General features: G+C 54.9%; 19 protein-coding genes and 1 tRNA gene. 18 read left to right on the top strand and 2 right to left on the bottom strand.

Going from position 1 to position 20,280, the window contains the following annotated elements:
• Window positions 1-75: 75 nt before the first annotated feature.
• From LG203_RS10255 to LG203_RS10170, 18 genes are all read left to right on the top strand, one after another.
• Window positions 76-552 carry a NuoB/complex I 20 kDa subunit family protein gene (locus LG203_RS10255; RefSeq protein WP_013441505.1) on the top strand — a complete coding sequence of 159 codons (477 nt, stop codon included), beginning with the start codon at window positions 76-78 and terminating at the stop codon, window positions 550-552.
• 4 nt (window positions 553-556) lie between these two features.
• Window positions 557-1,150, top strand: a complete 594-nt coding sequence (locus LG203_RS10250) for an NADH-quinone oxidoreductase subunit C (protein ID WP_230345668.1) — start codon at window positions 557-559, stop codon at window positions 1,148-1,150.
• Window positions 1,143-2,396, top strand: a complete 1,254-nt coding sequence (locus LG203_RS10245) for an NADH-quinone oxidoreductase subunit D (RefSeq protein ID WP_230345667.1) — start codon at window positions 1,143-1,145, stop codon at window positions 2,394-2,396. Before LG203_RS10250 ends, LG203_RS10245 begins: the two co-directional genes overlap by 8 nt.
• Entirely contained in the window at window positions 2,396-2,869 is a 474-nt protein-coding gene (gene nuoE / locus LG203_RS10240; protein ID WP_230345666.1) for an NADH-quinone oxidoreductase subunit NuoE, read from the top strand. The genes LG203_RS10245 and nuoE overlap by 1 nt, the downstream gene beginning before the upstream one ends.
• Window positions 2,869-4,188, top strand: coding sequence for an NADH-quinone oxidoreductase subunit NuoF (nuoF, locus tag LG203_RS10235; protein ID WP_013441509.1), 1,320 nt, complete (start codon window positions 2,869-2,871; stop codon window positions 4,186-4,188). Before nuoE ends, nuoF begins: the two co-directional genes overlap by 1 nt.
• A 118-nt stretch (window positions 4,189-4,306) precedes the next feature.
• Window positions 4,307-6,691: an NADH-quinone oxidoreductase subunit NuoG gene (gene nuoG, locus LG203_RS10230; RefSeq protein WP_230345665.1), complete on the top strand. Its 2,385-nt coding sequence runs from the start codon at window positions 4,307-4,309 to the stop codon at window positions 6,689-6,691.
• Window positions 6,688-7,719: an NADH-quinone oxidoreductase subunit NuoH gene (gene nuoH, locus LG203_RS10225; protein ID WP_013441512.1), complete on the top strand. Its 1,032-nt coding sequence runs from the start codon at window positions 6,688-6,690 to the stop codon at window positions 7,717-7,719. Before nuoG ends, nuoH begins: the two co-directional genes overlap by 4 nt.
• A gap of 7 nt (window positions 7,720-7,726) precedes the next feature.
• Complete coding sequence (nuoI, locus tag LG203_RS10220; RefSeq protein WP_013441513.1) at window positions 7,727-8,218, top strand: NADH-quinone oxidoreductase subunit NuoI; 492 nt, start codon at window positions 7,727-7,729, stop codon at window positions 8,216-8,218.
• A gap of 69 nt (window positions 8,219-8,287) precedes the next feature.
• The gene (locus LG203_RS10215) at window positions 8,288-8,929 is read left to right on the top strand and encodes an NADH-quinone oxidoreductase subunit J (RefSeq protein WP_013441514.1); all 642 of its coding nucleotides are present in this window, start codon (window positions 8,288-8,290) and stop codon (window positions 8,927-8,929) included.
• Window positions 8,929-9,234 (top strand): NADH-quinone oxidoreductase subunit NuoK, encoded by a 306-nt coding sequence (gene nuoK, locus LG203_RS10210; RefSeq protein WP_013441515.1) that lies wholly within the window; start codon window positions 8,929-8,931, stop codon window positions 9,232-9,234. Before LG203_RS10215 ends, nuoK begins: the two co-directional genes overlap by 1 nt.
• Before the next feature lie 14 nt (window positions 9,235-9,248).
• A complete protein-coding gene (gene nuoL, locus LG203_RS10205) occupies window positions 9,249-11,279 on the top strand; it encodes an NADH-quinone oxidoreductase subunit L (protein ID WP_230345664.1) in 2,031 nt (676 codons plus the stop codon).
• A gap of 3 nt (window positions 11,280-11,282) precedes the next feature.
• On the top strand, window positions 11,283-12,761 hold the full coding sequence (locus LG203_RS10200; protein WP_015829533.1) for an NADH-quinone oxidoreductase subunit M: 1,479 nt from the start codon (window positions 11,283-11,285) through the stop codon (window positions 12,759-12,761).
• Window positions 12,762-12,790: 29 nt separating this feature from the next.
• Window positions 12,791-14,242, top strand: coding sequence for an NADH-quinone oxidoreductase subunit NuoN (nuoN, locus tag LG203_RS10195; RefSeq protein ID WP_230345663.1), 1,452 nt, complete (start codon window positions 12,791-12,793; stop codon window positions 14,240-14,242).
• A 9-nt stretch (window positions 14,243-14,251) separates the two neighbouring features.
• Window positions 14,252-14,548: a DUF2818 family protein gene (locus tag LG203_RS10190; RefSeq protein WP_230345662.1), complete on the top strand. Its 297-nt coding sequence runs from the start codon at window positions 14,252-14,254 to the stop codon at window positions 14,546-14,548.
• A 108-nt stretch (window positions 14,549-14,656) separates the two neighbouring features.
• Window positions 14,657-14,733, top strand: a tRNA-Pro gene (locus LG203_RS10185).
• A 117-nt stretch (window positions 14,734-14,850) separates the two neighbouring features.
• Window positions 14,851-16,431: a GapS1 family protein gene (gene gapS1 / locus LG203_RS10180; protein WP_230345661.1), complete on the top strand. Its 1,581-nt coding sequence runs from the start codon at window positions 14,851-14,853 to the stop codon at window positions 16,429-16,431.
• Between the two features lie 160 nt (window positions 16,432-16,591).
• The gene (locus LG203_RS10175; RefSeq protein WP_230345660.1) at window positions 16,592-17,167 is read left to right on the top strand and encodes an NUDIX domain-containing protein; all 576 of its coding nucleotides are present in this window, start codon (window positions 16,592-16,594) and stop codon (window positions 17,165-17,167) included.
• Window position 17,168: 1 nt separating this feature from the next.
• Window positions 17,169-18,023 carry an SDR family oxidoreductase gene (locus LG203_RS10170; protein ID WP_230345659.1) on the top strand — a complete coding sequence of 285 codons (855 nt, stop codon included), beginning with the start codon at window positions 17,169-17,171 and terminating at the stop codon, window positions 18,021-18,023.
• Between the two features lie 160 nt (window positions 18,024-18,183).
• Here LG203_RS10170 and LG203_RS10165 read toward each other — a convergent pair whose 3' ends face one another.
• Both LG203_RS10165 and LG203_RS10160 read right to left on the bottom strand, forming a co-directional pair.
• The gene (locus tag LG203_RS10165; RefSeq protein ID WP_230345658.1) at window positions 18,184-19,650 is read right to left on the bottom strand and encodes a pyridoxal phosphate-dependent decarboxylase family protein; all 1,467 of its coding nucleotides are present in this window, start codon (window positions 19,648-19,650) and stop codon (window positions 18,184-18,186) included.
• A complete protein-coding gene (locus LG203_RS10160; RefSeq protein WP_230345657.1) occupies window positions 19,650-20,273 on the bottom strand; it encodes a 2OG-Fe(II) oxygenase in 624 nt (207 codons plus the stop codon). Before LG203_RS10160 ends, LG203_RS10165 begins: the two co-directional genes overlap by 1 nt.
• Window positions 20,274-20,280 lie beyond the last annotated feature (7 nt).

Raw genomic sequence — 20,280 nt, 5'->3', positions numbered from 1 at the left:
GCTATCCATTGCGCATATTGTTATCGCTCTGCTACCTGCTTTATGGCAAGTAGATGCCGACTACGGGGTCTCTGCATGAGTATTGAAGGTGTACTGGAAAAAGGCTTTGTCACGACCACGCTGGATACGGTCATCAATTACACGCGTACGGGTTCGCTGTGGCCGATGACATTCGGTCTGGCGTGCTGTGCGGTGGAGATGATGCACGCCGGTGCCTCGCGTTATGATCTGGACCGCTTTGGTATCGTGTTTCGACCAAGCCCGCGTCAATCCGATGTGATGATCGTGGCTGGCACGCTGGTCAACAAAATGGCGCCTGCGCTGCGCAAGGTATATGACCAGATGGCCGAGCCGCGCTGGGTCATTTCCATGGGCTCCTGTGCCAATGGCGGCGGTTATTACCATTACTCGTATGCTGTTGTCCGCGGCTGTGACCGTATCGTTCCTGTCGATGTCTATGTGCCCGGGTGTCCGCCGACCGCTGAGGCGTTGCTCTACGGCATCATTCAGCTGCAAAACAAAATCAAGCGTACCAACACTATCGCCAGGTGAACACATGACCCGTCTGCAACAACTTATCGCCAATATTGAATCGGCGCTTGGAGACAAGCTGGGTCGTTTGGTAAGCAACGTCGGTGAGGTGACGATAGAGTGTTCCGTCGCCAATATGCTGGATGTTTGCCTTATCCTGCGAGACCATCCTTCGCTCAAGTTTGAACAGCTGATTGATCTCTGCGGTGTTGATTATGCCGAATATGGTGAGGGCAGCTGGACTGGGCTGCGTTTTGCCACGGTCTATCATTTTCTTTCCATCAGTTTGAACCAGCGTGTGCGTTTGCGGGTATTTGCGGCGGATGATGATTTCCCCGTCCTGCCAACCCTGGTGGATATGTGGCCGGTGGCCAACTGGTTTGAGCGCGAGTCCTTCGACCTCTATGGCATCATGTATGAAGGCCATCCTGATTTGCGCCGCCTGCTCACCGACTATGGTTTTGTAGGTCACCCCTTCCGCAAGGATTTCCCGATGATCGGCAATGTGGAAATGCGCTATGACCCCGAGCAGCAGCGCGTCATTTATCAGCCGGTGACGATTGATCCCCGCAACAACGTGCCACGTGTTATCCGTGACGAGGGCTTCCATCATGGCTGAAATCCGTAACTACACCATGAATTTTGGTCCCCAGCACCCGGCTGCACACGGTGTGTTACGGCTCGTGCTTGAGCTGGATGGCGAAGTCATTCAGCGGGCGGATCCCCATATCGGCCTCTTGCACCGCGCGACGGAAAAGCTGGCCGAGAATCGTACCTATCTGCAATCCGTGCCTTATATGGATCGCCTCGACTATGTGTCGATGATGGCAAACGAGCATGCCTATGTCATGGCGATTGAAAAGCTGCTTGGGCTTGAAGTCCCTGTCCGCGCGCAATATATCCGCGTAATGTTCGATGAAATTACCCGTGTGCTGAACCACCTGCTTTGGCTGGGTGCTCATGCGCTGGACGTGGGGGCGATGACGGTGTTCCTGTACGCATTCCGCGAGCGCGAAGATCTATTTGACTGCTATGAAGCCGTCTCCGGCGCCCGCATGCACGCTGCTTATTACCGGCCTGGCGGTGTCTATCGTGATTTGCCAGCCCGCATGCCGCAATACGAAAGCTCCACCGTCCGTGCCAAGGATGAAATCAAGCGCCTCAATGAAAATCGCCAGGGTTCCTTGCTCGATTTCATTGAAGACTTTACCAACCGCTTCCCAGGCTATGTGGACGAATACGAAACCCTGCTGACCGATAACCGTATCTGGAAGCAGCGCACCGTCGGTATCGGTGTTGTGACGCCTGAGCGCGCCTTGGCGCTAGGCTTGTCCGGCCCGATGTTGCGAGGCTCGGGTTTCGCCTGGGACTTGCGCAAGAAACAGCCTTACGAAGTCTACGATAAGATGGATTTCGATATCCCCGTAGGTGTGAATGGCGATTGCTATGACCGTTATCTGGTGCGTATTGAAGAAATGCGCCAATCCAACCGCATCATCAAGCAATGCATAGACTGGCTGCGCAAAAATCCCGGCCCAGTGATTACCGACAATCACAAGGTGGCACCGCCTGCCCGTGAAGGCATGAAGCAGGACATGGAATCGCTTATCCACCACTTCAAGCTGTTTACCGAAGGCTTTCATGTGCCAGCTGGAGAAGCCTATGCAGCGGTGGAGCACCCTAAGGGGGAGTTTGGCATTTACCTGATTTCGGATGGGGCCAACAAGCCTTATCGTTTGAAAATTCGTGCGCCTGGTTTTCCGCATCTGGCAGCGCTGGATGAAATGACGCGCGGCCACATGATTGCCGACCTGGTGGCTATTATCGGTACACAGGATATCGTTTTCGGGGAGATTGATCGCTAATGTTGTCTCAGGAATCCCTCGCCAAGATTGATCGCGAATTGACCAAATACCCGGCTGACCGTCGTCAGGCAGCCGTCATGTCTGCCTTGCGTATTGCCCAGGATGAAAAAGGCTGGTTGTCCAAGGAAACGGTGGCCTATGTGGCTGAGTATCTGGGTATCCCGCCGATTGCCGCCCTGGAAGTCGCCAGTTTTTACAATATGTACGAGCTGGAACCGGTAGGGCAGTACAAGATCACCGTCTGTACCAATATCTCCTGCATGCTGCGTGACTCTGATGTCATTGTGGACCATTTGCAGGAGCGCCTCGGTATCGGGTTCAACGAAACCACGCCTGATGGCAAATTCACGCTCAAAGAAGGCGAGTGCATGGGCTGCTGCGGCGGTGCGCCTTTGTTCCATATCAACAACAAGCGCATGTGTGAATTCCTGACCAAGGAAAAAGTGGATGCGATTCTGGAGGAGTTGAAGTAATGGCTGCTTTTGATACGCCTGTTCAACATCGCTCCGACAAGGAAACCCTGGTCTGCCTGCGCACGCTGGGGCAGCCTGATCCCGCATCACTGCAAGCCTATCTGAATGTCGGCGGTTACAAGCAACTGCAACGCCTGGTGCAGGACAAGGTGAAAGCCACCGACGTCATCACCCAGGTCAAGCTTTCCGGTCTGCGCGGCCGGGGTGGTGCTGGTTTTCCTACCGGCCTCAAGTGGAGCTTCATGCCGCGTTATTACGATGGCACCAAATATCTGGTATGCAATACCGATGAAGGCGAGCCTGGTACCTTCAAGGACCGCGACATCATCCGCTACAACCCGCACCAGCTGATTGAAGGCATGGCCATCGCCGCCTATACGCTGGGCGCGCGTGTCGGCTACAACTACATACACGGTGAAATCTGGCAGGACTACGAGATATTCGAGCGTGCGCTGGATGAAGCACGTGCTGCTGGCTTCATAGGCGAAAACCTGTTTGGTACCACGTTCAGTTTTGATCTGTTTGCCGTGCATGGCTATGGCGCTTACATCTGCGGTGAAGAAACCGCACTGATCGAGTCCATCGAAGGCAAGAAGGGGCAGCCGCGTTTCAAGCCGCCATTCCCCGCCAGTTACGGCGTGTTCGGCAAGCCGACCAATGTCAATAATACCGAGTCCTACACATCGATACCCTGGATACTTGAGCATGGCGGCGATGCCTTCCAGGCGCTGGGTGTGCCAAACTCAGGCGGCACCAAGCTGTTTTCGGTGTCCGGCCATGTGGAGCGCCCAGGCAATTACGAAGTGCGCATGGGCATGCCGTTTACCGAGCTGCTGGATATCGCTGGTGGCGTCTGGAAAGGCCGCCAGCTGAAGGCCGTGATTCCCGGCGGTCCATCGACCGCTGTGATGCCGGCGGCGGCCATCATGGGTGCCACCATGGATTACGATGGCTTGTCCAAGGCAGGTTCCAGCCTGGGTGCCGGGTCCATGATCGTGATGGATGAAACCACCTGCATGGTGAAAACCCTGAAACGTCTCTCGTATTTCTTCTATGAAGAATCCTGCGGTCAATGTACCCCATGTCGTGAAGGTACAGGCTGGCTTTACCGTGTGGTGAAACGCATCGTGGAAGGCGAAGGTCGCATGGGCGATCTGGATCTCCTGACCGATGTCAGCAGCAATATCTCCGGCCGCACGATTTGCGCGCTGGGCGATGCCGCTGCCACGCCGGTGCTCAGTTTCATCAAGCATTTCCGTCCCGAATTCGAATATTACATTCAGCATGGCAAGTCCATGGTGACGGGCAAGGCGGAGTGATGGTCATGACCACGTACACATGCGATTTCATTACTGATGAAGCACGCAAGATGGCGTTCTTGCGTGTGTCCGGGGTTGAACATGGCTTTTCAGTGTTAGGCTTTTCAAGGTTAGTACCATGCTGAATATAGAGATAGACGGCAAAGCCGTAGAAGTTGATCACGGCACCACGATCATCGATGCAGCGGACAAGCTTGGCATTGCCATTCCGCGTTTCTGCTATCACAAAAAACTCTCCGTAGCCGCCAATTGCCGCATGTGTCTGGTGCAGGTCGAGAAGTTTGCAAAGCCGCTGCCTGCCTGTGCAACTCCGGTTGCCGATGGCATGAAAATCTTCACCCGCTCCAAAGCCGCCGTGGAAGCGCAAAAAAGCGTCATGGAGTTTCTGCTGATCAATCACCCGCTGGATTGCCCGATTTGCGATCAGGGTGGCGAGTGTGATCTGCAGGATATCGCCGTTGCCTACGGCGCTCCCGCTTCGCGCTATGCCGAAGAAAAGCGGGTGGTACTGAACAAGAATATAGGCCCCTTGGTCTCCACCGACATGACGCGGTGCATTCAGTGCACGCGTTGCGTTCGCTTCCTGAAAGAAGTCGGCGGCATGATGGAACTGGGCATGGTCGGCCGTGGTGAGCATGCCGAGATTACGGCCTACGTGGACAAGAGTGTCGACTCAGAACTGTCCGGCAATATCATTGATTTGTGCCCCGTAGGCGCACTCACCAGCAAGCCATTCCGATACAAAGCCCGCACCTGGGAGCTGACCCGTCGTCCTTCCATTGCCCCGCATGATGGCCTGGGTTCGCAGATCGAAGTGCATATCAAGGATGGCAAAGTGCTGCGCGTATTGCCGCGCGAAAAAGAAAGCATCAATGAATGCTGGCTGTCTGACCGTGACCGTTTTTCCTATGAAGGCCTGAACAGCCCAGACCGCCTGACCGTGCCCATGATCAAGCATCATGGTGAGTGGCACGAAACCGATTGGAAAACGGCACTGGAATTTGCGGCCGGCCAGCTCAAGGACATTACCAACGCCGACGGCGGCGAGCAGCTGGGCGTGCTGGTATCCCCCAATAGCACGATGGAAGAAGCCTATCTTGCCAAGCAGATTGCGCATGGCCTGGGCTCCAGCAATATTGATTACCGCCTGCGCCAGACCGACTTCCGTCTGGACGGCAAGCGCATGGGCACGCCGTGGATGGGTTGCAATATCCCTGACCTGCAGGAGATGGATCGCATCCTGGTCATCGGTAGCAATCTGCGCAATGAGCACCCGCTGCTGGCAAATCGCATTCGTAAGGCAGTGGCGCAGGGCGCCGAGCTGTCGCTGGTCAATCCGATGGATGATGATCAGCTGATGGCCGTCAAACACAAGGCGATCTGCACACCGAACGATATGGTCAACGTGCTGGCGCAGATACTGAAAGCCATGTCCGGCTTGCAACGCCTCTCGCTGTGTTTGCCCAAGTCGCTTAATGATCTGCTGGAAACCGTCCGCGTGTGGGATAACTCGCAAGCCATGGCAGAAAGCCTTGCTGGCCTGGGCAAGGAAGTCGACCTTGTCAGCCCGCGCACCGGTATTTTCTTGGGCAATATTGCCCAAAGTCATCCTCGTTTTACCGAGCTTTATAGTCTGGCCGAAGCGATTGCCTCACTCTGCGGCGCTACCTTTGGCATTCTGTCGCCAGCCGCCAATAGCACCGGTGCTCATCTGGTGGGCGTCCTGCCAGGCGAACATGGCCTGAATGCCAAAGCCATGCTGGAGTCACCTCGCAAGGCTTACCTGCTGGTGAATGTGGAGCCCGAGCTGGATTGCCATCATGCTGCGCAGGCCCGCCAGGCCATTGCGGAAGCCGAATGTGTGATTGCACTGACGGCTTATAAGTCCGAAGCGCTGGAGCATGCCGATGTATTGCTGCCAATTGCTCCGTTTACCGAGACCTCCGGCACCTACATGAGCATGGAAGGTCGCGTGCAAAGCTTTACCGCAGTGACCAAGCCATTGGGCGAGTGCCGTCCCGGCTGGAAGATATTGCGCGTGTTGGGCAATACCCTGGGCTTGTCCGGGTTCGATTTTGATAGCAGTGAGCAGGTTAAAAACGCGATTTTTGGCGGTCAGAAACCATCTACTGTGGTCTGGAACTCGCTCAATAACAATCTGCGCGAGCTGATCGATATTCAGGTCAAGATCAAATCCAATGTCTTGCAACGCCTGGGTGAGGTGCCGCAGTTCCAGTCCGATGCCATCGTGCGTCGCTCACCGCCATTGCAGAAAACCCGTGCCGTGCAGGCTCCGGTAGCTGCCATGCATAGTCAACTGCTCACGGAGCTGGGCCTGGATGATGGTGAAATGGTCACCGTGAAGCAGGGGGTGGCAAGTGTGCTGCTGAAAGCCAAGCGTGATGATCGTCTGCCACATGGCGTGGTTCGCGTACCGACCGCCCTGCCGGTGACCAGTCTGCTGGGTGATCTCATGGGTGAAATCGAGGTGACACGCGCATGATCGCCTTTATGCAAAATCTGTTGGGTCCGGCGTGGCCCGTGGTCTGGACCCTGGTCAAGATCATCGCCATCGTGGCCCCCATCATGGGTGCGGTGGCTTACCTGACACTGGCTGAACGCAAGGTGATTGGCTTCATGCAGGTGCGCATGGGCCCTAACCGTGTGGGCTATTTTGGCCTGTTGCAGCCGATTGCCGATGGCTTGAAGCTGCTGATGAAGGAAATCATCATTCCTTCAGCCGCCAATAAAACCTTGTTCCTGCTGGGGCCCGTGCTAGCTATTGCGCCTGCGTTGGCGGCCTGGGCCGTGGTGCCGTTTGATGTGGACATGATCCTGGCGGATATTGACGCTGGCTTGCTGTATATCCTCGCCATGACTTCGGTGGCCGTATATGGCGTGATCATCGCCGGTTGGGCATCCAACTCCAAGTATGCCTTCCTTGGCTCGCTACGCTCGGCGGCCCAGATTGTTTCCTACGAAATCGCCATGGGCTTTGCACTGGTAGGCGTGCTGATGTGTGCTGGCAGCCTCAACCTCGGCAAGATCGTGGTCGCGCAGGCGGGCGGTTTCTGGCAATGGTACTGGCTGCCCTTGTTCCCTTTGTTTATCGTTTACTTTATCAGTGCAGTGGCGGAAACCAATCGCGCGCCATTTGACGTGGCCGAAGGCGAATCCGAAATTGTCGCGGGTTTCCATGTGGAATACTCGGGCATGGCGTTTGCCGTGTTCTTCCTTGCTGAATACGCCAACATGATACTGGTCTGCATGCTTGCCGCCATCATGTTCCTCGGTGGCTGGCAGCCTTTGCTCGACGTGGCACCTTTCAACATGATCCCAGGCTTCCTGTGGTTGATCATCAAGGTGGCGCTGCTGCTGTTCTTCTTTCTTTGGTTTCGGGCTACTTTCCCGCGGTATCGCTATGACCAGATCATGCGACTGGGCTGGAAAGTGTTTATTCCTATCACGCTTGTTTGGATCATCGTGGTTGGCGGTCTGATGCAGACCCCGCTGGCCTACCTGTTCCACTGAGACCATTATGCTAGCCAAGATCAAAACCGTATTATCAAGCCTGATGCTGGTAGAGCTGCTGAAGGGGATGGCGCTTACCGGACGCTATTTCTTTGCACGCAAGATCACCATTCAGTTCCCGGAAGAGCGCACTCCCATGAGCCCACGTTTCCGTGGTCTGCATGCCTTGCGCCGTTATCCGAATGGTGAGGAGCGCTGCATTGCCTGCAAGCTGTGCGAAGCGGTTTGCCCGGCCATGGCGATCACCATTGAGTCCGAACAGCGCGAAGACAATACGCGCCGTACCACCCGCTACGATATCGACCTGACCAAGTGCATTTTCTGCGGCTTCTGCGAAGAATCATGCCCGGTCGACTCCATTGTGGAAACGCGGATTTTTGATTACCACGGCGAGAAGCGCGGCGATTTGCTGTATACCAAGCCCATGCTGCTGGCGGTGGGTGATAAATATGAAACCCAGATTGCGGCGGATCGCAGTGCGGACGCCAAATACCGCTGATTTAGCGTGCCAATAAACACGAGCGACGATTCGAATAACCATGCGCCCTATATCAACCGAGCTGACTAGATGAATTTCAACGACTACGTATTCTATGTCCTGGCGGCTATCCTGCTGTTTGCTGGCTTGCGCGTCATTACTTCACGCAATCCGGTGCATGCCGCCTTGCATCTGGTGCTGGCCTTTTTTACCGCCGCCGGTATCTGGCTGCTGCTGGAAGCCGAGTTTCTGGCGATTGCGCTGGTGCTGGTTTACGTGGGCGCGGTGATGGTGCTGTTCCTCTTTGTGGTGATGATGCTGGATATCAACCTCGACAAGCTGCGCGAAGGTTTCTGGGAAGCGTTGCCGATTGCCTTGCCTGTGGGCATTCTGATGACACTGGAAATGGTCATGATCCTGGGTTCCAAACACTTTGGTGTAGACCGTGTTGCGGCCCCAACGCCGCACCCCGCAGGCTATAGCAATACCGCCGAACTTGGCCGTCAGCTGTATACCGATTACCTGCTGCCGTTTGAGCTGGCTTCTGTGGTACTGCTGGTGGCGATTGTGGCGGCCATTGCGCTGACCCTGCGTGACCGCAAGGATTCGAAATTCATTGATCCGGCCGAGCAGGTCAAGGTCAAACGTGCAGACCGTATTCGCATGGTGAGCATGCCTGCCGATGTGGAAATCCCGGCAGCTGCCGAGACCGAAGGAAAGGACAAGGCGTAATGGTCGGACTCTCGCATTACCTCATACTGGGTTCATTGCTGTTTGCCATCAGCGTGGTCGGCATTTTCCTTAACCGCAAAAACGTCATCGTGCTGTTGATGGCGATTGAGCTCATGCTGCTGGCGGTTAACCTCAACTTCATTGCCTTCTCGCATTATCTGCAGGATACGGCTGGCCAGGTGTTCGTGTTCTTCATTCTGACGGTGGCGGCAGCCGAGTCTGCCATTGGCCTCGCCATTCTGGTGGTGCTGTTCAGAAACCTGAAAACCATCAACGTCGATGACATCAACAGTCTCAAGGGTTAAGCGGAAAATAACAAATGACTGACATGCAAACCATCTATCTGCTGATTCCGCTCTTGCCACTGGTGGCAGCGACCATTGTGGGGCTGTTTGGCCGCATGCTGCCGCGTGCTGCTGCTCATTGGCTTACCATTGCCGGTGTGGCAGGTGCTTTTGCGCTGTCGGTGGTGGTATTCAATGATGTGTTGCAGGGCAGGGTATTTAACGGCACGGTCTACACTTGGCTGACCAGTGGCGATACCAGTTTTGAAGTCGGTTTCCTGATCGACCGGCTGACGGCGGTCATGATGCTGGTCGTGACCTTTGTATCATTGATGGTTCACGTCTACACCATAGGCTACATGGCCGAAGATCCTGGCTATAGCCGCTTCTTTAGCTACATCTCGCTGTTTACCTTCTCCATGCTGATGCTGGTGATGAGCAACAACTTCATGCAGCTCTTCTTCGGCTGGGAGGCGGTGGGTCTGGTGTCTTATCTGCTGATTGGGTTCTGGTATACGCGCCCAACTGCCATCTACGCCAATCTCAAGGCTTTCCTGGTGAACCGCGTGGGTGATTTCGGCTTCCTGCTCGGCATTGCCATGGTGCTGTATTTCTTTGGCAGCCTGGATTACGCCGCCGTGTTCTCCATCGCACCGCAGTTTGCCGATGCCACGGTCAGCATCATCCCCAATACCGAATGGTCGCTGCTGACGGTGATTTGCATCCTGCTGTTCATCGGCGCCATGGGTAAATCGGCGCAAGTGCCTTTGCACGTATGGCTGCCAGATTCCATGGAAGGCCCGACCCCTATTTCTGCCCTGATCCACGCGGCCACCATGGTGACTGCCGGTATTTTCATGGTGGCGCGCATGTCGCCGCTGTTTGAAATGTCGACTACGGCCTTGTCCACGGTGATGGTGATCGGCGCGATTACTGCCTTGTTCATGGGCTTTCTCGGCATTATCCAGAACGACATCAAGCGCGTGGTGGCGTATTCCACGCTGTCGCAGCTGGGCTACATGACGGTGGCGCTGGGTGCATCGGCATATTCCGTTGCCATCTTCCACCTCATGACCCATGCCTTCTTCAAGGCCTTGCTGTTTCTGGCCGCCGGTTCTGTGATCATGGGCATGCACCACGATCAGGACATCCGCAACATGGGTGGTCTGCGCAAATACATGAAGATCACCTGGATTACCTCATTGATTGGCTCCCTGGCGCTGATCGGCACGCCATTGCTGTCTGGGTTCTATTCCAAGGATTCGATTATCGAAGCCGTCAAGCTATCGCATATCCCGGGCAGCGGCTTTGCCTACTTTGCCGTGCTGGCGGGCGTGTTTGTGACCGCGTTTTATTCCTTCCGCATGTATTTCCTGGTGTTCCATGGCAAGGAGCGCTGGATGGAAAAAACAGCGCATGCGCATGACCACCATGATGCGCACGCCGATGATGATCATGACGAGCACCATCATGGCCTTGGCCCACATGACAAGCCGCACGAGTCACCCTGGGTGGTGACCTTGCCTTTGATCGCGCTGGCTATCCCTTCGTTGGTCATCGGTTATATCGCCATTGGCCCCATGCTGTTCGGAAATTTCTTTGATGGCGTGATCTTTGTCGATACCGAGGCACATCCCGTCATGCATGAGCTGGCGCATCATTTCCACGGCGCAGGTGCCATGGCGCTGCATGCACTGACCAGTCTGCCCTTCATTTTTGCCCTGGCAGGTGTAGTGTTGTCGTGGTTCTTCTACATGAAGCGGCCGGACATCCCGGCGGCTATCCAGAAGCGTTGCGGCTGGCTGTATCGCCTGATGGAAAACAAATATGGCTTTGATACCTTCAATGAGAAGGTGTTTGCCGGTGGCTCGCGCTTCCTGGGCGGCAAGCTCTGGGGCATAGGCGACGTCAAGTGGATCGATGGTTATCTGGTCAACGGCACTGCGCGCCTGATTGGCCGCATTTCCGGCATTATCCGGCACTTGCAGTCCGGACTGATCTATCACTACGCCTTTGCCATGATTATCGGCGTGTTCCTGTTACTGTCCTTGTTCATGAAAGTATAAGCGGTGGATTGGCCTATTCTTAGTCTAAGTATCTGGGTACCTATTTTCGCCGGGGTGCTGGTGCTGTGCACGGGCGGTGATCAGAACGCACGTCTGGCGCGCTGGCTGGCCTTGTTCGGCAGTATCGCGGCTTTCCTGGTCACGTTGCCCTTGTATACCCATTTCAACATGATGGATGGCGGCTTTCAGTTTCAGGAAGGCCACCGCTGGATCACTTCCTTCAATATCAATTACCACCTGGGTGTTGACGGCCTGGCCGTACCGCTGATCATCCTTACCAGCTTTACCACGGTGATTGTGGTGATTGCCGGCTGGGAAGTGATCGAGAAACGCGTGGCGCAATACATGGCGGCATTCCTGATCATGTCTGGCCTGATGATCGGCGTGTTTGCCGCGCTGGATGCCATTCTTTATTACATGTTCTGGGAAGCGATGCTGATCCCCATGTTCCTGGTGATCGGTATCTGGGGTGGGCCTAACCGCGTCTATGCCACCATCAAGTTCTTCCTCTATACCTTCATCGGCTCCCTGCTGATGCTGGTGGCCTTCATCTATCTCTATCACCAGAGCAATAGTTTTGAGCTGGTGGATTACTACCAGTTGCCGCTCAGCTTCAAGGCACAGATCCTGATCTTCTTGGCCTTCTTCATGGCGTTTGCCGTCAAGGTACCGATGTGGCCGGTGCATACCTGGCTGCCGGATGCCCACGTGGAGGCGCCAACGGGCGGTTCCGTGGTGCTGGCGGCCATTGCCCTCAAGCTTGGCGGCTACAGTTTCCTGCGCTTTGCCATGCCGATTGCGCCAGATGCTGCGCATTACCTCTCTGGCTTCATGATTACGCTGTCGCTGATTGCCGTGGTGTATATCGCCCTGGTGGCGCTGGTGCAAAAAGACATGAAAAAGCTGATCGCCTATTCGTCGATTTCGCACATGGGCTTTGTCACGCTGGGCTTCTTCATTTTCAATCCGCTGGGCATGGAAGGCGCGATTGTGCAGATGATTTCGCACGGCTTCGTTTCCAGCGCCATGTTCCTGTCGGTGGGCGTGCTGTATGACCGCATGCATAGTCGCCAGATCGCCGATTACGGCGGTGTGGTCAATACCATGCCAACATTTGCCGCCTTTGCCGTGTTGTTTGGCATGGCCAATGCCGGTTTGCCAGGCACCTCCGGCTTTGTGGGGGAATTCATGGTGATTCTGGGCGCCTTGCAGGCCAACTTCTGGTTTGCCTTCCTTGCCTCAACCACGCTGATCCTGGGCGCAGCCTACACGCTGTGGATGGTGAAGCGCGTGTTCTATGGTGAGATTGGCAATGCCCATGTGGCCGCGCTGAAGGACCTGAACCGACGCGAATTTTTCATCCTGTCGGTGTTGGCTGTACTGGTAATCGGGTTCGGTGTGTATCCGCACCCGATTACCGAAATGACACACGCCACCGTGAACAACCTGCTCGCGCACATGGCGCAGAGCAAGCTGCTTTGATAATGCCTAGATAACAAGCGAACCAGCCAATGAACGCGATTCAATCCGACCTGTATGCCGCCTTGCCGGAGATCATCATTCTCTGTATGGCGATGTTCGTGCTGCTTCTGGACCTTTTCCTCAAGTCACACAATCGCTCCCTGATATACATCTTCACCCAGCTCGGCCTCGCAGCAGCGGCAGTCGTCACGGCGTGCACGCATAATGTCTCGGTGGTGAGCTATGCCTTCAATGGCATGTTTGTCGATGACCCCTTGTCCGATGTGCTCAAGCTGATGATGTACCTGACAACATCGGTCATGCTGGTCTACACCCGCCAATATGTTTCTCTGCGCGACATGTTCCGCGGAGAGTATTTTGCCCTCACGCTGTTTGCCTTGCTGGGCATGATGATCATGGTCTCCGGCCAGCACTTCCTCACGCTCTACATGGGCCTGGAGCTGCTGTCGTTGTGTCTGTATGCACTGGTCGCCATGGACAGGGACAATCCGCGCGCTACCGAAGCCGCCATGAAGTATTTTGTGCTGGGCGCGCTGTCTTCCGGCATGCTGCTGTATGGCATGTCCATGCTGTACGGCGTGACCGGTACGCTCGATGTTGCCGAAGTCGCCAATGCCCTGCTGCAGGGCGCGCCAGATCGCTCGGTGCTGGTGCTGGGCGTGGTATTCCTGATCGCCGGCCTGGGCTTCAAACTCGGTGCCGTGCCGTTCCAGATGTGGGTGCCAGATGTGTACCATGGTGCGCCAACGGCGGTCACGCTGTTCATTGGCTCGGTAACCAAGCTGGCCGCGTTTGCCTTCATGATCCGCCTGCTGATCCAAGGGCTCTATGTGCTCGCCATCGATTGGCAGGGCATGCTCGCCATCATGGCCGTGCTGTCCATCCTCATCGGTAATATCACCGCCATTGCGCAAACCAACCTCAAGCGCATGCTGGCCTATTCCACCATCTCGCATGTGGGCTACCTGCTGTATGGCTTCATGAGTGCGGGCACCAATGGTTATGTGTCCGCCATGTTTTACATCATGGCCTATGTGCTGATGACCCTGGGTGGCTTCGGCATCATGCTCTTGCTCTCACGCAAAGGCTTTGAGGCCGATAACCTGGAAGACCTGAAAGGCCTGAACCAGCGCAGCCCGTGGTATGCCTTCCTCATGCTCATCATCATGTTCTCCATGGCCGGTGTGCCACCTACGCTCGGCTTCTACGCCAAGTTTGCCGTGCTGCAGGCGGCGCTCCAGGCTGGCTTTGTTGGCCTCGTCATCTTTGCCGTGGTTATGGCCGCGATTGGTGGTTTCTACTACCTGCGCGTGGTCAAACTCATGTACTTTGATGAACCACTGGATAACACGCCGATCAAAGCCCCGATCGACATGAAAGTGCTGCTCAGCCTGAATGCGTTGCTATTGCTCGCACTCGGCATGTTCCCGCAACGATTGATGGATATTTGCGCTTACGCCATCACCCACAGTTTTCAATAAGTAGCTGACATGACACAAACGATTTTGCTGTTGCTGGCCCTGGTGCTGGCAAATATGCCCTGGTTTTCCGAACGCCTGTTTTTCGTGATCCCGCTTAAAGGCGGCACCAAGCACACTGGCTGGTGCCTGCTCGAGCTCATCGTGATGTACTTCGTCGCCGGTGGCATCGCCCACTACGCCGAACTCTCCACCATGGGCCAGGCATTCCCCCAAGGCTGGGAATTCTATGCCACCACCGGCAGCCTGTTCCTCGTCTTCGCCTTCCCCGGCTTCGTCTACCGCTACTTCTGGCTTAACCGCGCCTGAGCCTGCGCTATCAAGCCGCCCACATCCAGTGAGAGCGGCTTGTCAGTTGAATTTTGCTGTCAGCACCAGGATAATTAAACCTCCATTCGCCATCACCCGCATGGCTTCCGGGGTGTAGCTTAGCCTGGTAGAGCGCCGCGTTCGGGACGCGGAGGCCGGAGGTTCGAATCCTCTCACCCCGACCAACAAACTTATAGTAACTATTAAGTTATCGTTAGAGCTGCATAAGCTCTTTTCATAGTATTCAATAGCTACTGTCTAATTGAGGTTTCGTTCTTTCTGATAAAAAGGCTAGATAAGATATGGGTGTAACTTATTTCAATAGTTCAACTCCACCTCGTGTTGTTGGTAATTCATATCAAGAAGCCACTAAGCGGATTAGGCGAAAGCTAAGAAATTACTCTCTCACGTCTATAATTAACGTTTCTTTATCCATCTTAAGAGAAAACGCAGGTAAAAGAAGTATCGACGAAATACAAAGCGCACCATGGATAACACTACTCATCGCAAAGTTGGCCATAGAGGATTCCTCTATTCATCTTACAGATGGGAAGTTATGTTCTGAACAGGTTTTTAATGAGCTCCGTCATGAGCTTTGGGAGGTTGCACCAGATCCGGAAAAAAGCCAAGGGGATGACTCCTCCTGGGCTTTGCGCATGATTCGTGCTTTAGCATATCCTCAACTTCTTTTTCAGCAGAAAGAGACTCTGTCATTTGTCCGCTGGCCAGCACTTATAGCGCAACTTGATGAAGCGCATCCTTGCCGAGTGCAATTCATAAATACTTTTGGCTGTGATCCAGATATCTTCATGGAGATTAGTTTTACTGCGTATGCAGCAGTAATGAAAAATAGTTTTCTGGTTGATAGTAATTATTTCAATCATCTTAAATCGATATATGGAGTGGTTGTTGATCAATTTATTCAAAGATTTAGTAAAACCTATGGTGAGTTAAGAAATATTTTGCAAGAGGAGCTTCAGGCTAGAAAAGATCTACCTGGCGGAATAGCGAATATACGCCCAGTATCAGAAATTAATGAATTTCCTTGGTTTTCACGATATCCATTTTTACGATATCCGAATGGCCAGTTAGTGATTTGGCATCGACTGGTCTTTGCACGCGGAATGGAGGACGCAGTACATAATAGTTTGGCACTACATGGGCAGAGCTATACGGATAATTTTTCAAAAATATTTGAAAGTTATGTAGTTTCTCTAATTGACTCAACTAAACTTCCTTACATAAGTGAACAGGAAATTCGGCAGGGTTTGCCGAATAATCCAGCTGTTGAAGTCATTATCCCCAGCCCGTCAGGAAACGTCATGGTCGAGGCAAAAATGAGTCTGTTTCGTGATGAAATTCTAATCACCGATAGAGAGTCTCGCCTATTTAGTAAATTAAAAAGGGTTAAAGAGGCAATGGTACAAGGTTGGAGAGTCGGGGATTTGATCAGAAATGGGTACTCATACACTCAGCCATTAACTAGTGCTATTGATTACTTAGTTATTGTTACTAGCCGGCAGTTGAATATATGTTCAGGGGAGCAATTGATTAGGCTGCTAGGTCCGGAAGTCTTGACGCGTTTTACTGATCCTAGAAAGTATTCCGTACCATCAGCCCGGCAGCTTCAAAGATTACCTTTGAATAATATATTTATCATAAGCATTGCGGAGTTCGAAAATCTCATGGGTGCTATTGAGGATGGTTTGATTAATCTACAAGATTTTCTGAAAGAGGCTTCCATCCTTTCTTCCGACCTAAGGACCTCGACTTTTACTTTCGATCAGATGCTAGGTCCGAAAGTAAAAAAGTGGCGAAGATCAAAACTGATTGAGGATACTACTGACCGAATAATGGAAAACTTAAAAATGGCATTTACCTGAGATGATTCTACGAGGGGCGCCATTCTTTTATCTAGGTGAGCAACGATAGCGTAACTATTGACTAAACGTTACATTCACTTCCTCTTGAGAGCTGACCTCCGATAGCCGAATGCCCCGCTATCGCTTAAACTCAACCCTCTACCTACTAATTCCTCTTCCCATGCACAACGACAACGACCTCATCGAAACCCCCATCTCTTCTGAAGTAATCGCCTCGGGCGGTATGCTGACGGCGCGCCGCGACCAGGTGCGCTTGCCTAATGGCGGGCAAAGCCAGCGCGAGTATGTGTTGCACCCTGGCGCTGTAGTAATGGTGGCGGTGCTGGATAACGGCCATTTGATACTGGAGCGGCAGTTCCGCTACCCTTTGCGCCGGGTGTTTATCGAGTTGCCGGCGGGCAAGATTGATCAGGGTGAGGCGCCTCTGCTGACCGGGCAGCGCGAGTTGCTGGAGGAAACCGGGTACACCGCCAAGGAGTGGGTGTACCTCGGTCTGCAGCATCCCTGCATTGGCTACTCAAATGAGGTGATTCACATCTATCTGGCACGTGGCCTTACCGCCGGTGAGCACAAGCGCGATGAGGACGAGGCCTTGCATATCATCGATGCCAGTTTGCAGGATTGCCTGGCGATGGTGCAGCGTGGTGAGATTACCGATGGCAAAACCATCGTGGCGTTGATGTGGGCGGAGAAGTATTTGTCTGGCCAATGGCAGCCGATGCCAGCGCAGGGTTGAGATGGCAGATCGTGCACTGGTAGTGGGCTGCGGTGATCTGGGGCAGGCGGTGGCAAGCCTGCTGCAGGATAGCGGGCTGGAGGTCTATGGGGTGAAACGCAGCGCCACGGCATTGCCGGCTGGCGTGCATCTGGTACAGGCGGATGTGACGCGGCCTGAAACCTTGCAGGGGTTGGCGGCCTTGAAGCCCCGTATCGTGATTTATTGCGTGGCGGCGGATGCGCATCGCGATGACAGTTACCGTGCGCATTATGTGGATGGTTTGCGCAATACCCTGACGGCCCTGCGGCAAGCGCCACCTGAGCATGTGCTTTTTGTCTCCAGCACGGGTGTGTACGGGCAGGTGAGCGATGATCTGCTGGATGAAGCCACGATACCGGTGCCGGATGGTTTCAGTGGCGAACGCATGTTGCAGGCAGAGCAGTTATTGGCGCGTGAATATCCTGCCACGCATACCATTCTGCGTTTCTCGGGCATCTACGGCCCTGGCCGCCGCCGTATGCTGGATCTGGCGCGTGAGCCTGCGCGCTGGCCCGCGCAAAATGGCTGGACCAACCGCATCCATCGGGATGATGGCGCGGCCGCGATTGCCTACCTGGTCAAGCAGCTGTTTGCAGGCAAGCCGGTGGAGCCGCTGTATGTGGTGACGGATGACCGGCCCGCATCGCAATACGAGGTGCTGCAATGGCTGGCGCAGCAGATGGGTGTGCCGGATGCTCCGCAGGATGCGCCTGCGGTATGCGGCAACAAGCGCCTGAGCAATCAGCGTCTGCGGCATACGGGGTTTCAGTTGCGCTATCCGGATTATCAAATAGGCTATGCGACGCTGCTGGAACAGGAAAACCTGGAATCTTGATTATTCTGCCAGGATAGTGAGCAACGCTATTTCTCGGGCGTGCTCACCTCGGTGCCTCATCCCCACGCAACCCTTGCGGACCTGAATAGGCGGGCGGTTCCGGCAATACAGGTTCGATAATATAGAGCCGATCAAACAGAAAAACGCATATCCCAAGCTGTCAGGCCTGGGCTTGTTGGCCCAGCTGATTCAGCGCCAGCAACAGTTCATCCATATCTTCTGATTGGGTGTATGGGTTCATCAACGTAGTGCGTAGCCAGACGCGGCCTTCCAGCGTCACGCGTGTTAAATGAAAGCGGCCGCTCTGTACCAGTTGCTCGCGCAGGCGGCTCTGGTGCATATCCAGCGCGCTGCCTTCCAGTGCCGCCGGGCGATGGCGGAAACAGACGATATTGGTTTGCGGCTGCATGAGCAGTTCAAAGTCCGGATGCGCCTCCAGCTTTTGCGCCAGCAAGCGCGCCTTGGCAAAGGCGCTGTCCAGCAGTTGCGCCATGCCGCGCACGCCATACAGTGAAAACGCCACCCACAGCTTCAAGCCCATCATGCGCTTGGTGCATTCCAGTGTGCGGTAGCTGACGTTATACATTTCTTCAATATGCTCGCCGCCCTGAAAAAGGTAGGAAGCATCCTGGCTGAAGGCCTGGAAACTACTGGCCGTGTTGCGAAACAGCACGGCGGAAACAGCGGCGGGCATATACAGCAGTTTGTGACCATCCCACACTACGGAGTCGGCGAGTGCAATGCCTTCCAGCGCTGGGCGATGCAGTTCGGAAAGCAAGGCTGACGCGCCATGCGCACCATCCACATGCAGCCATAAATCATGATCGCGACAATAGCGGCCTATCTCCAGCAAGGGGTCTATGCTGCCCGTGGGGGTGCAGCCTGCGGTAGCGACCACGGCCATGATCGCCGTGTCGTTTGCCAATGCTTCGGCGTGGGCAAGGGCCAGCGCGTTGACCAGCATGCGGCCTTCCGTATCGGTGGGAATGCTGACGACGGCATCGGTGCCCAGCCCCATGATGCCCGCAGCGCGGCTGATGGAGTAATGCGCATGCTCAGACACCAGAATGCGCAAGGGTTTGACGTCGGCCACGCCATGCTTCCAAACATCGGCCGCATGCTGGCGCGCAGCGAGCAGGGCGGTGAGATTGGCTTGTGCGCCGCCCGAGGTCAGTATGCCGCCCGCATCCTGCCAGCCGATCAGCTCGCCCAGCCAGCGCAGGACTTGCCGCTCCAGCATGGTGGCGCTGGGGCCGGTTTCATAGACGGCCATGGCCTGGTTGGTGAGGGCGGCGACGAGATCACAAAGGGCGGCCACAGGCAATGGCGTGGCCACCTGATGCCCCATGTTGTGAGGGTGATGAATCGCCAGACTGGCAGGAAGGATGTCATGTTTCAGGCGTGCGAGTAAGCCGGCAGCATCCAGCAGCGGCTCCTGCGGCAAGGGCATTTGCCATTGCGTGTCGGCTTTCTCGGGGGCTTGCCAGTGCATCACCGGGTCTTGCCCTGCCAGATTGCCAGCCAGGTAATCTGCCAGTAAATCGATCAGCTTATGCCCTAGCTCACGGAAGGTCTCCGGGGCAAACATGGCGGCGATGTCCGCCGAAGGGGTTGGTGGTGTGTTCATCAAATGGCAGTGCTGCGTGTTCTGAACCAGCCAGTCAGGCTGATGCGCTCGCGGCGTGAAGGCATGACTTCATGCATGAAGCGGCCAGAGAGAAAGGTGACCAGCGTACCGCCGGTCGGGCTGATGTCCATATAGGGTTCGCTGGCGCTGCCATTCAGGTAGATGCGCAAGGTGCCGCCGTCTTCCGGCAGCCAGTCTTCATTCAGATACAGAATGCAGCTGACCTGACGCTCAGCACGCCCCTGAAACTGATCCAGATGCTTGCGGTACACGGCCCCCGGCGGATAAATGGCCAGATGCGTTTCCAGCTCAAACAGCCCCATGAACAATGCCTGATTGAAATCCTGCTGCAATTGCCGCATGGCGGCCAGATAACCCTGCTGCGCCGGACTGGCGAGGTCGTCCTCAAGCCAGTGAATGAAGTCACCCCGCAGCCCGACATTATCCGCCGACCGGCGACTGGAAAGCCCCGTGGTCGCCGCTTGCAGGGCGCCTTGCGCATGCAGGGCCTTTGTTTCATCTGCCAGCGCCTTGATCAGGTGAGGCGGCAGAAAATCAGGGGTAATGGCATAGCCATCATTGGCGATGGCATCCACCAGTAAATCGTTGGAACGTGAATTCATGAAAGGG

Origin of the sequence: Methylovorus mays, from assembly GCF_020531915.1 — a bacterium.
Taxonomy (GTDB): Bacteria; Pseudomonadota; Gammaproteobacteria; order Burkholderiales; family Methylophilaceae; genus Methylovorus; species Methylovorus mays.
This window is presented reverse-complemented; position numbering and strand designations above follow the sequence as displayed.

Bases quoted from the DNA above. Each gene is read 5' to 3' on its own strand.
- LG203_RS10255 (WP_013441505.1), top strand. From the start codon at position 76: ATGAGTATTGAAGGTGTACTGGAAAAAGGCTTTGTCACGACCACGCTG.
- LG203_RS10250 (WP_230345668.1), top strand. From the start codon at position 557: ATGACCCGTCTGCAACAACTTATCGCCAATATTGAATCGGCGCTTGGA.
- LG203_RS10245 (WP_230345667.1), top strand. From the start codon at position 1,143: ATGGCTGAAATCCGTAACTACACCATGAATTTTGGTCCCCAGCACCCG.
- nuoE (WP_230345666.1), top strand. From the start codon at position 2,396: ATGTTGTCTCAGGAATCCCTCGCCAAGATTGATCGCGAATTGACCAAA.
- nuoF (WP_013441509.1), top strand. From the start codon at position 2,869: ATGGCTGCTTTTGATACGCCTGTTCAACATCGCTCCGACAAGGAAACC.
- nuoG (WP_230345665.1), top strand. From the start codon at position 4,307: ATGCTGAATATAGAGATAGACGGCAAAGCCGTAGAAGTTGATCACGGC.
- nuoH (WP_013441512.1), top strand. From the start codon at position 6,688: ATGATCGCCTTTATGCAAAATCTGTTGGGTCCGGCGTGGCCCGTGGTC.
- nuoI (WP_013441513.1), top strand. From the start codon at position 7,727: ATGCTAGCCAAGATCAAAACCGTATTATCAAGCCTGATGCTGGTAGAG.
- LG203_RS10215 (WP_013441514.1), top strand. From the start codon at position 8,288: ATGAATTTCAACGACTACGTATTCTATGTCCTGGCGGCTATCCTGCTG.
- nuoK (WP_013441515.1), top strand. From the start codon at position 8,929: ATGGTCGGACTCTCGCATTACCTCATACTGGGTTCATTGCTGTTTGCC.
- nuoL (WP_230345664.1), top strand. From the start codon at position 9,249: ATGACTGACATGCAAACCATCTATCTGCTGATTCCGCTCTTGCCACTG.
- nuoN (WP_230345663.1), top strand. From the start codon at position 12,791: ATGAACGCGATTCAATCCGACCTGTATGCCGCCTTGCCGGAGATCATC.
- LG203_RS10190 (WP_230345662.1), top strand. From the start codon at position 14,252: ATGACACAAACGATTTTGCTGTTGCTGGCCCTGGTGCTGGCAAATATG.
- gapS1 (WP_230345661.1), top strand. From the start codon at position 14,851: ATGGGTGTAACTTATTTCAATAGTTCAACTCCACCTCGTGTTGTTGGT.
- LG203_RS10175 (WP_230345660.1), top strand. From the start codon at position 16,592: ATGCACAACGACAACGACCTCATCGAAACCCCCATCTCTTCTGAAGTA.
- LG203_RS10170 (WP_230345659.1), top strand. From the start codon at position 17,169: ATGGCAGATCGTGCACTGGTAGTGGGCTGCGGTGATCTGGGGCAGGCG.
- LG203_RS10165 (WP_230345658.1), bottom strand. From the start codon at position 19,650: ATGAACACACCACCAACCCCTTCGGCGGACATCGCCGCCATGTTTGCC.
- LG203_RS10160 (WP_230345657.1), bottom strand. From the start codon at position 20,273: ATGAATTCACGTTCCAACGATTTACTGGTGGATGCCATCGCCAATGAT.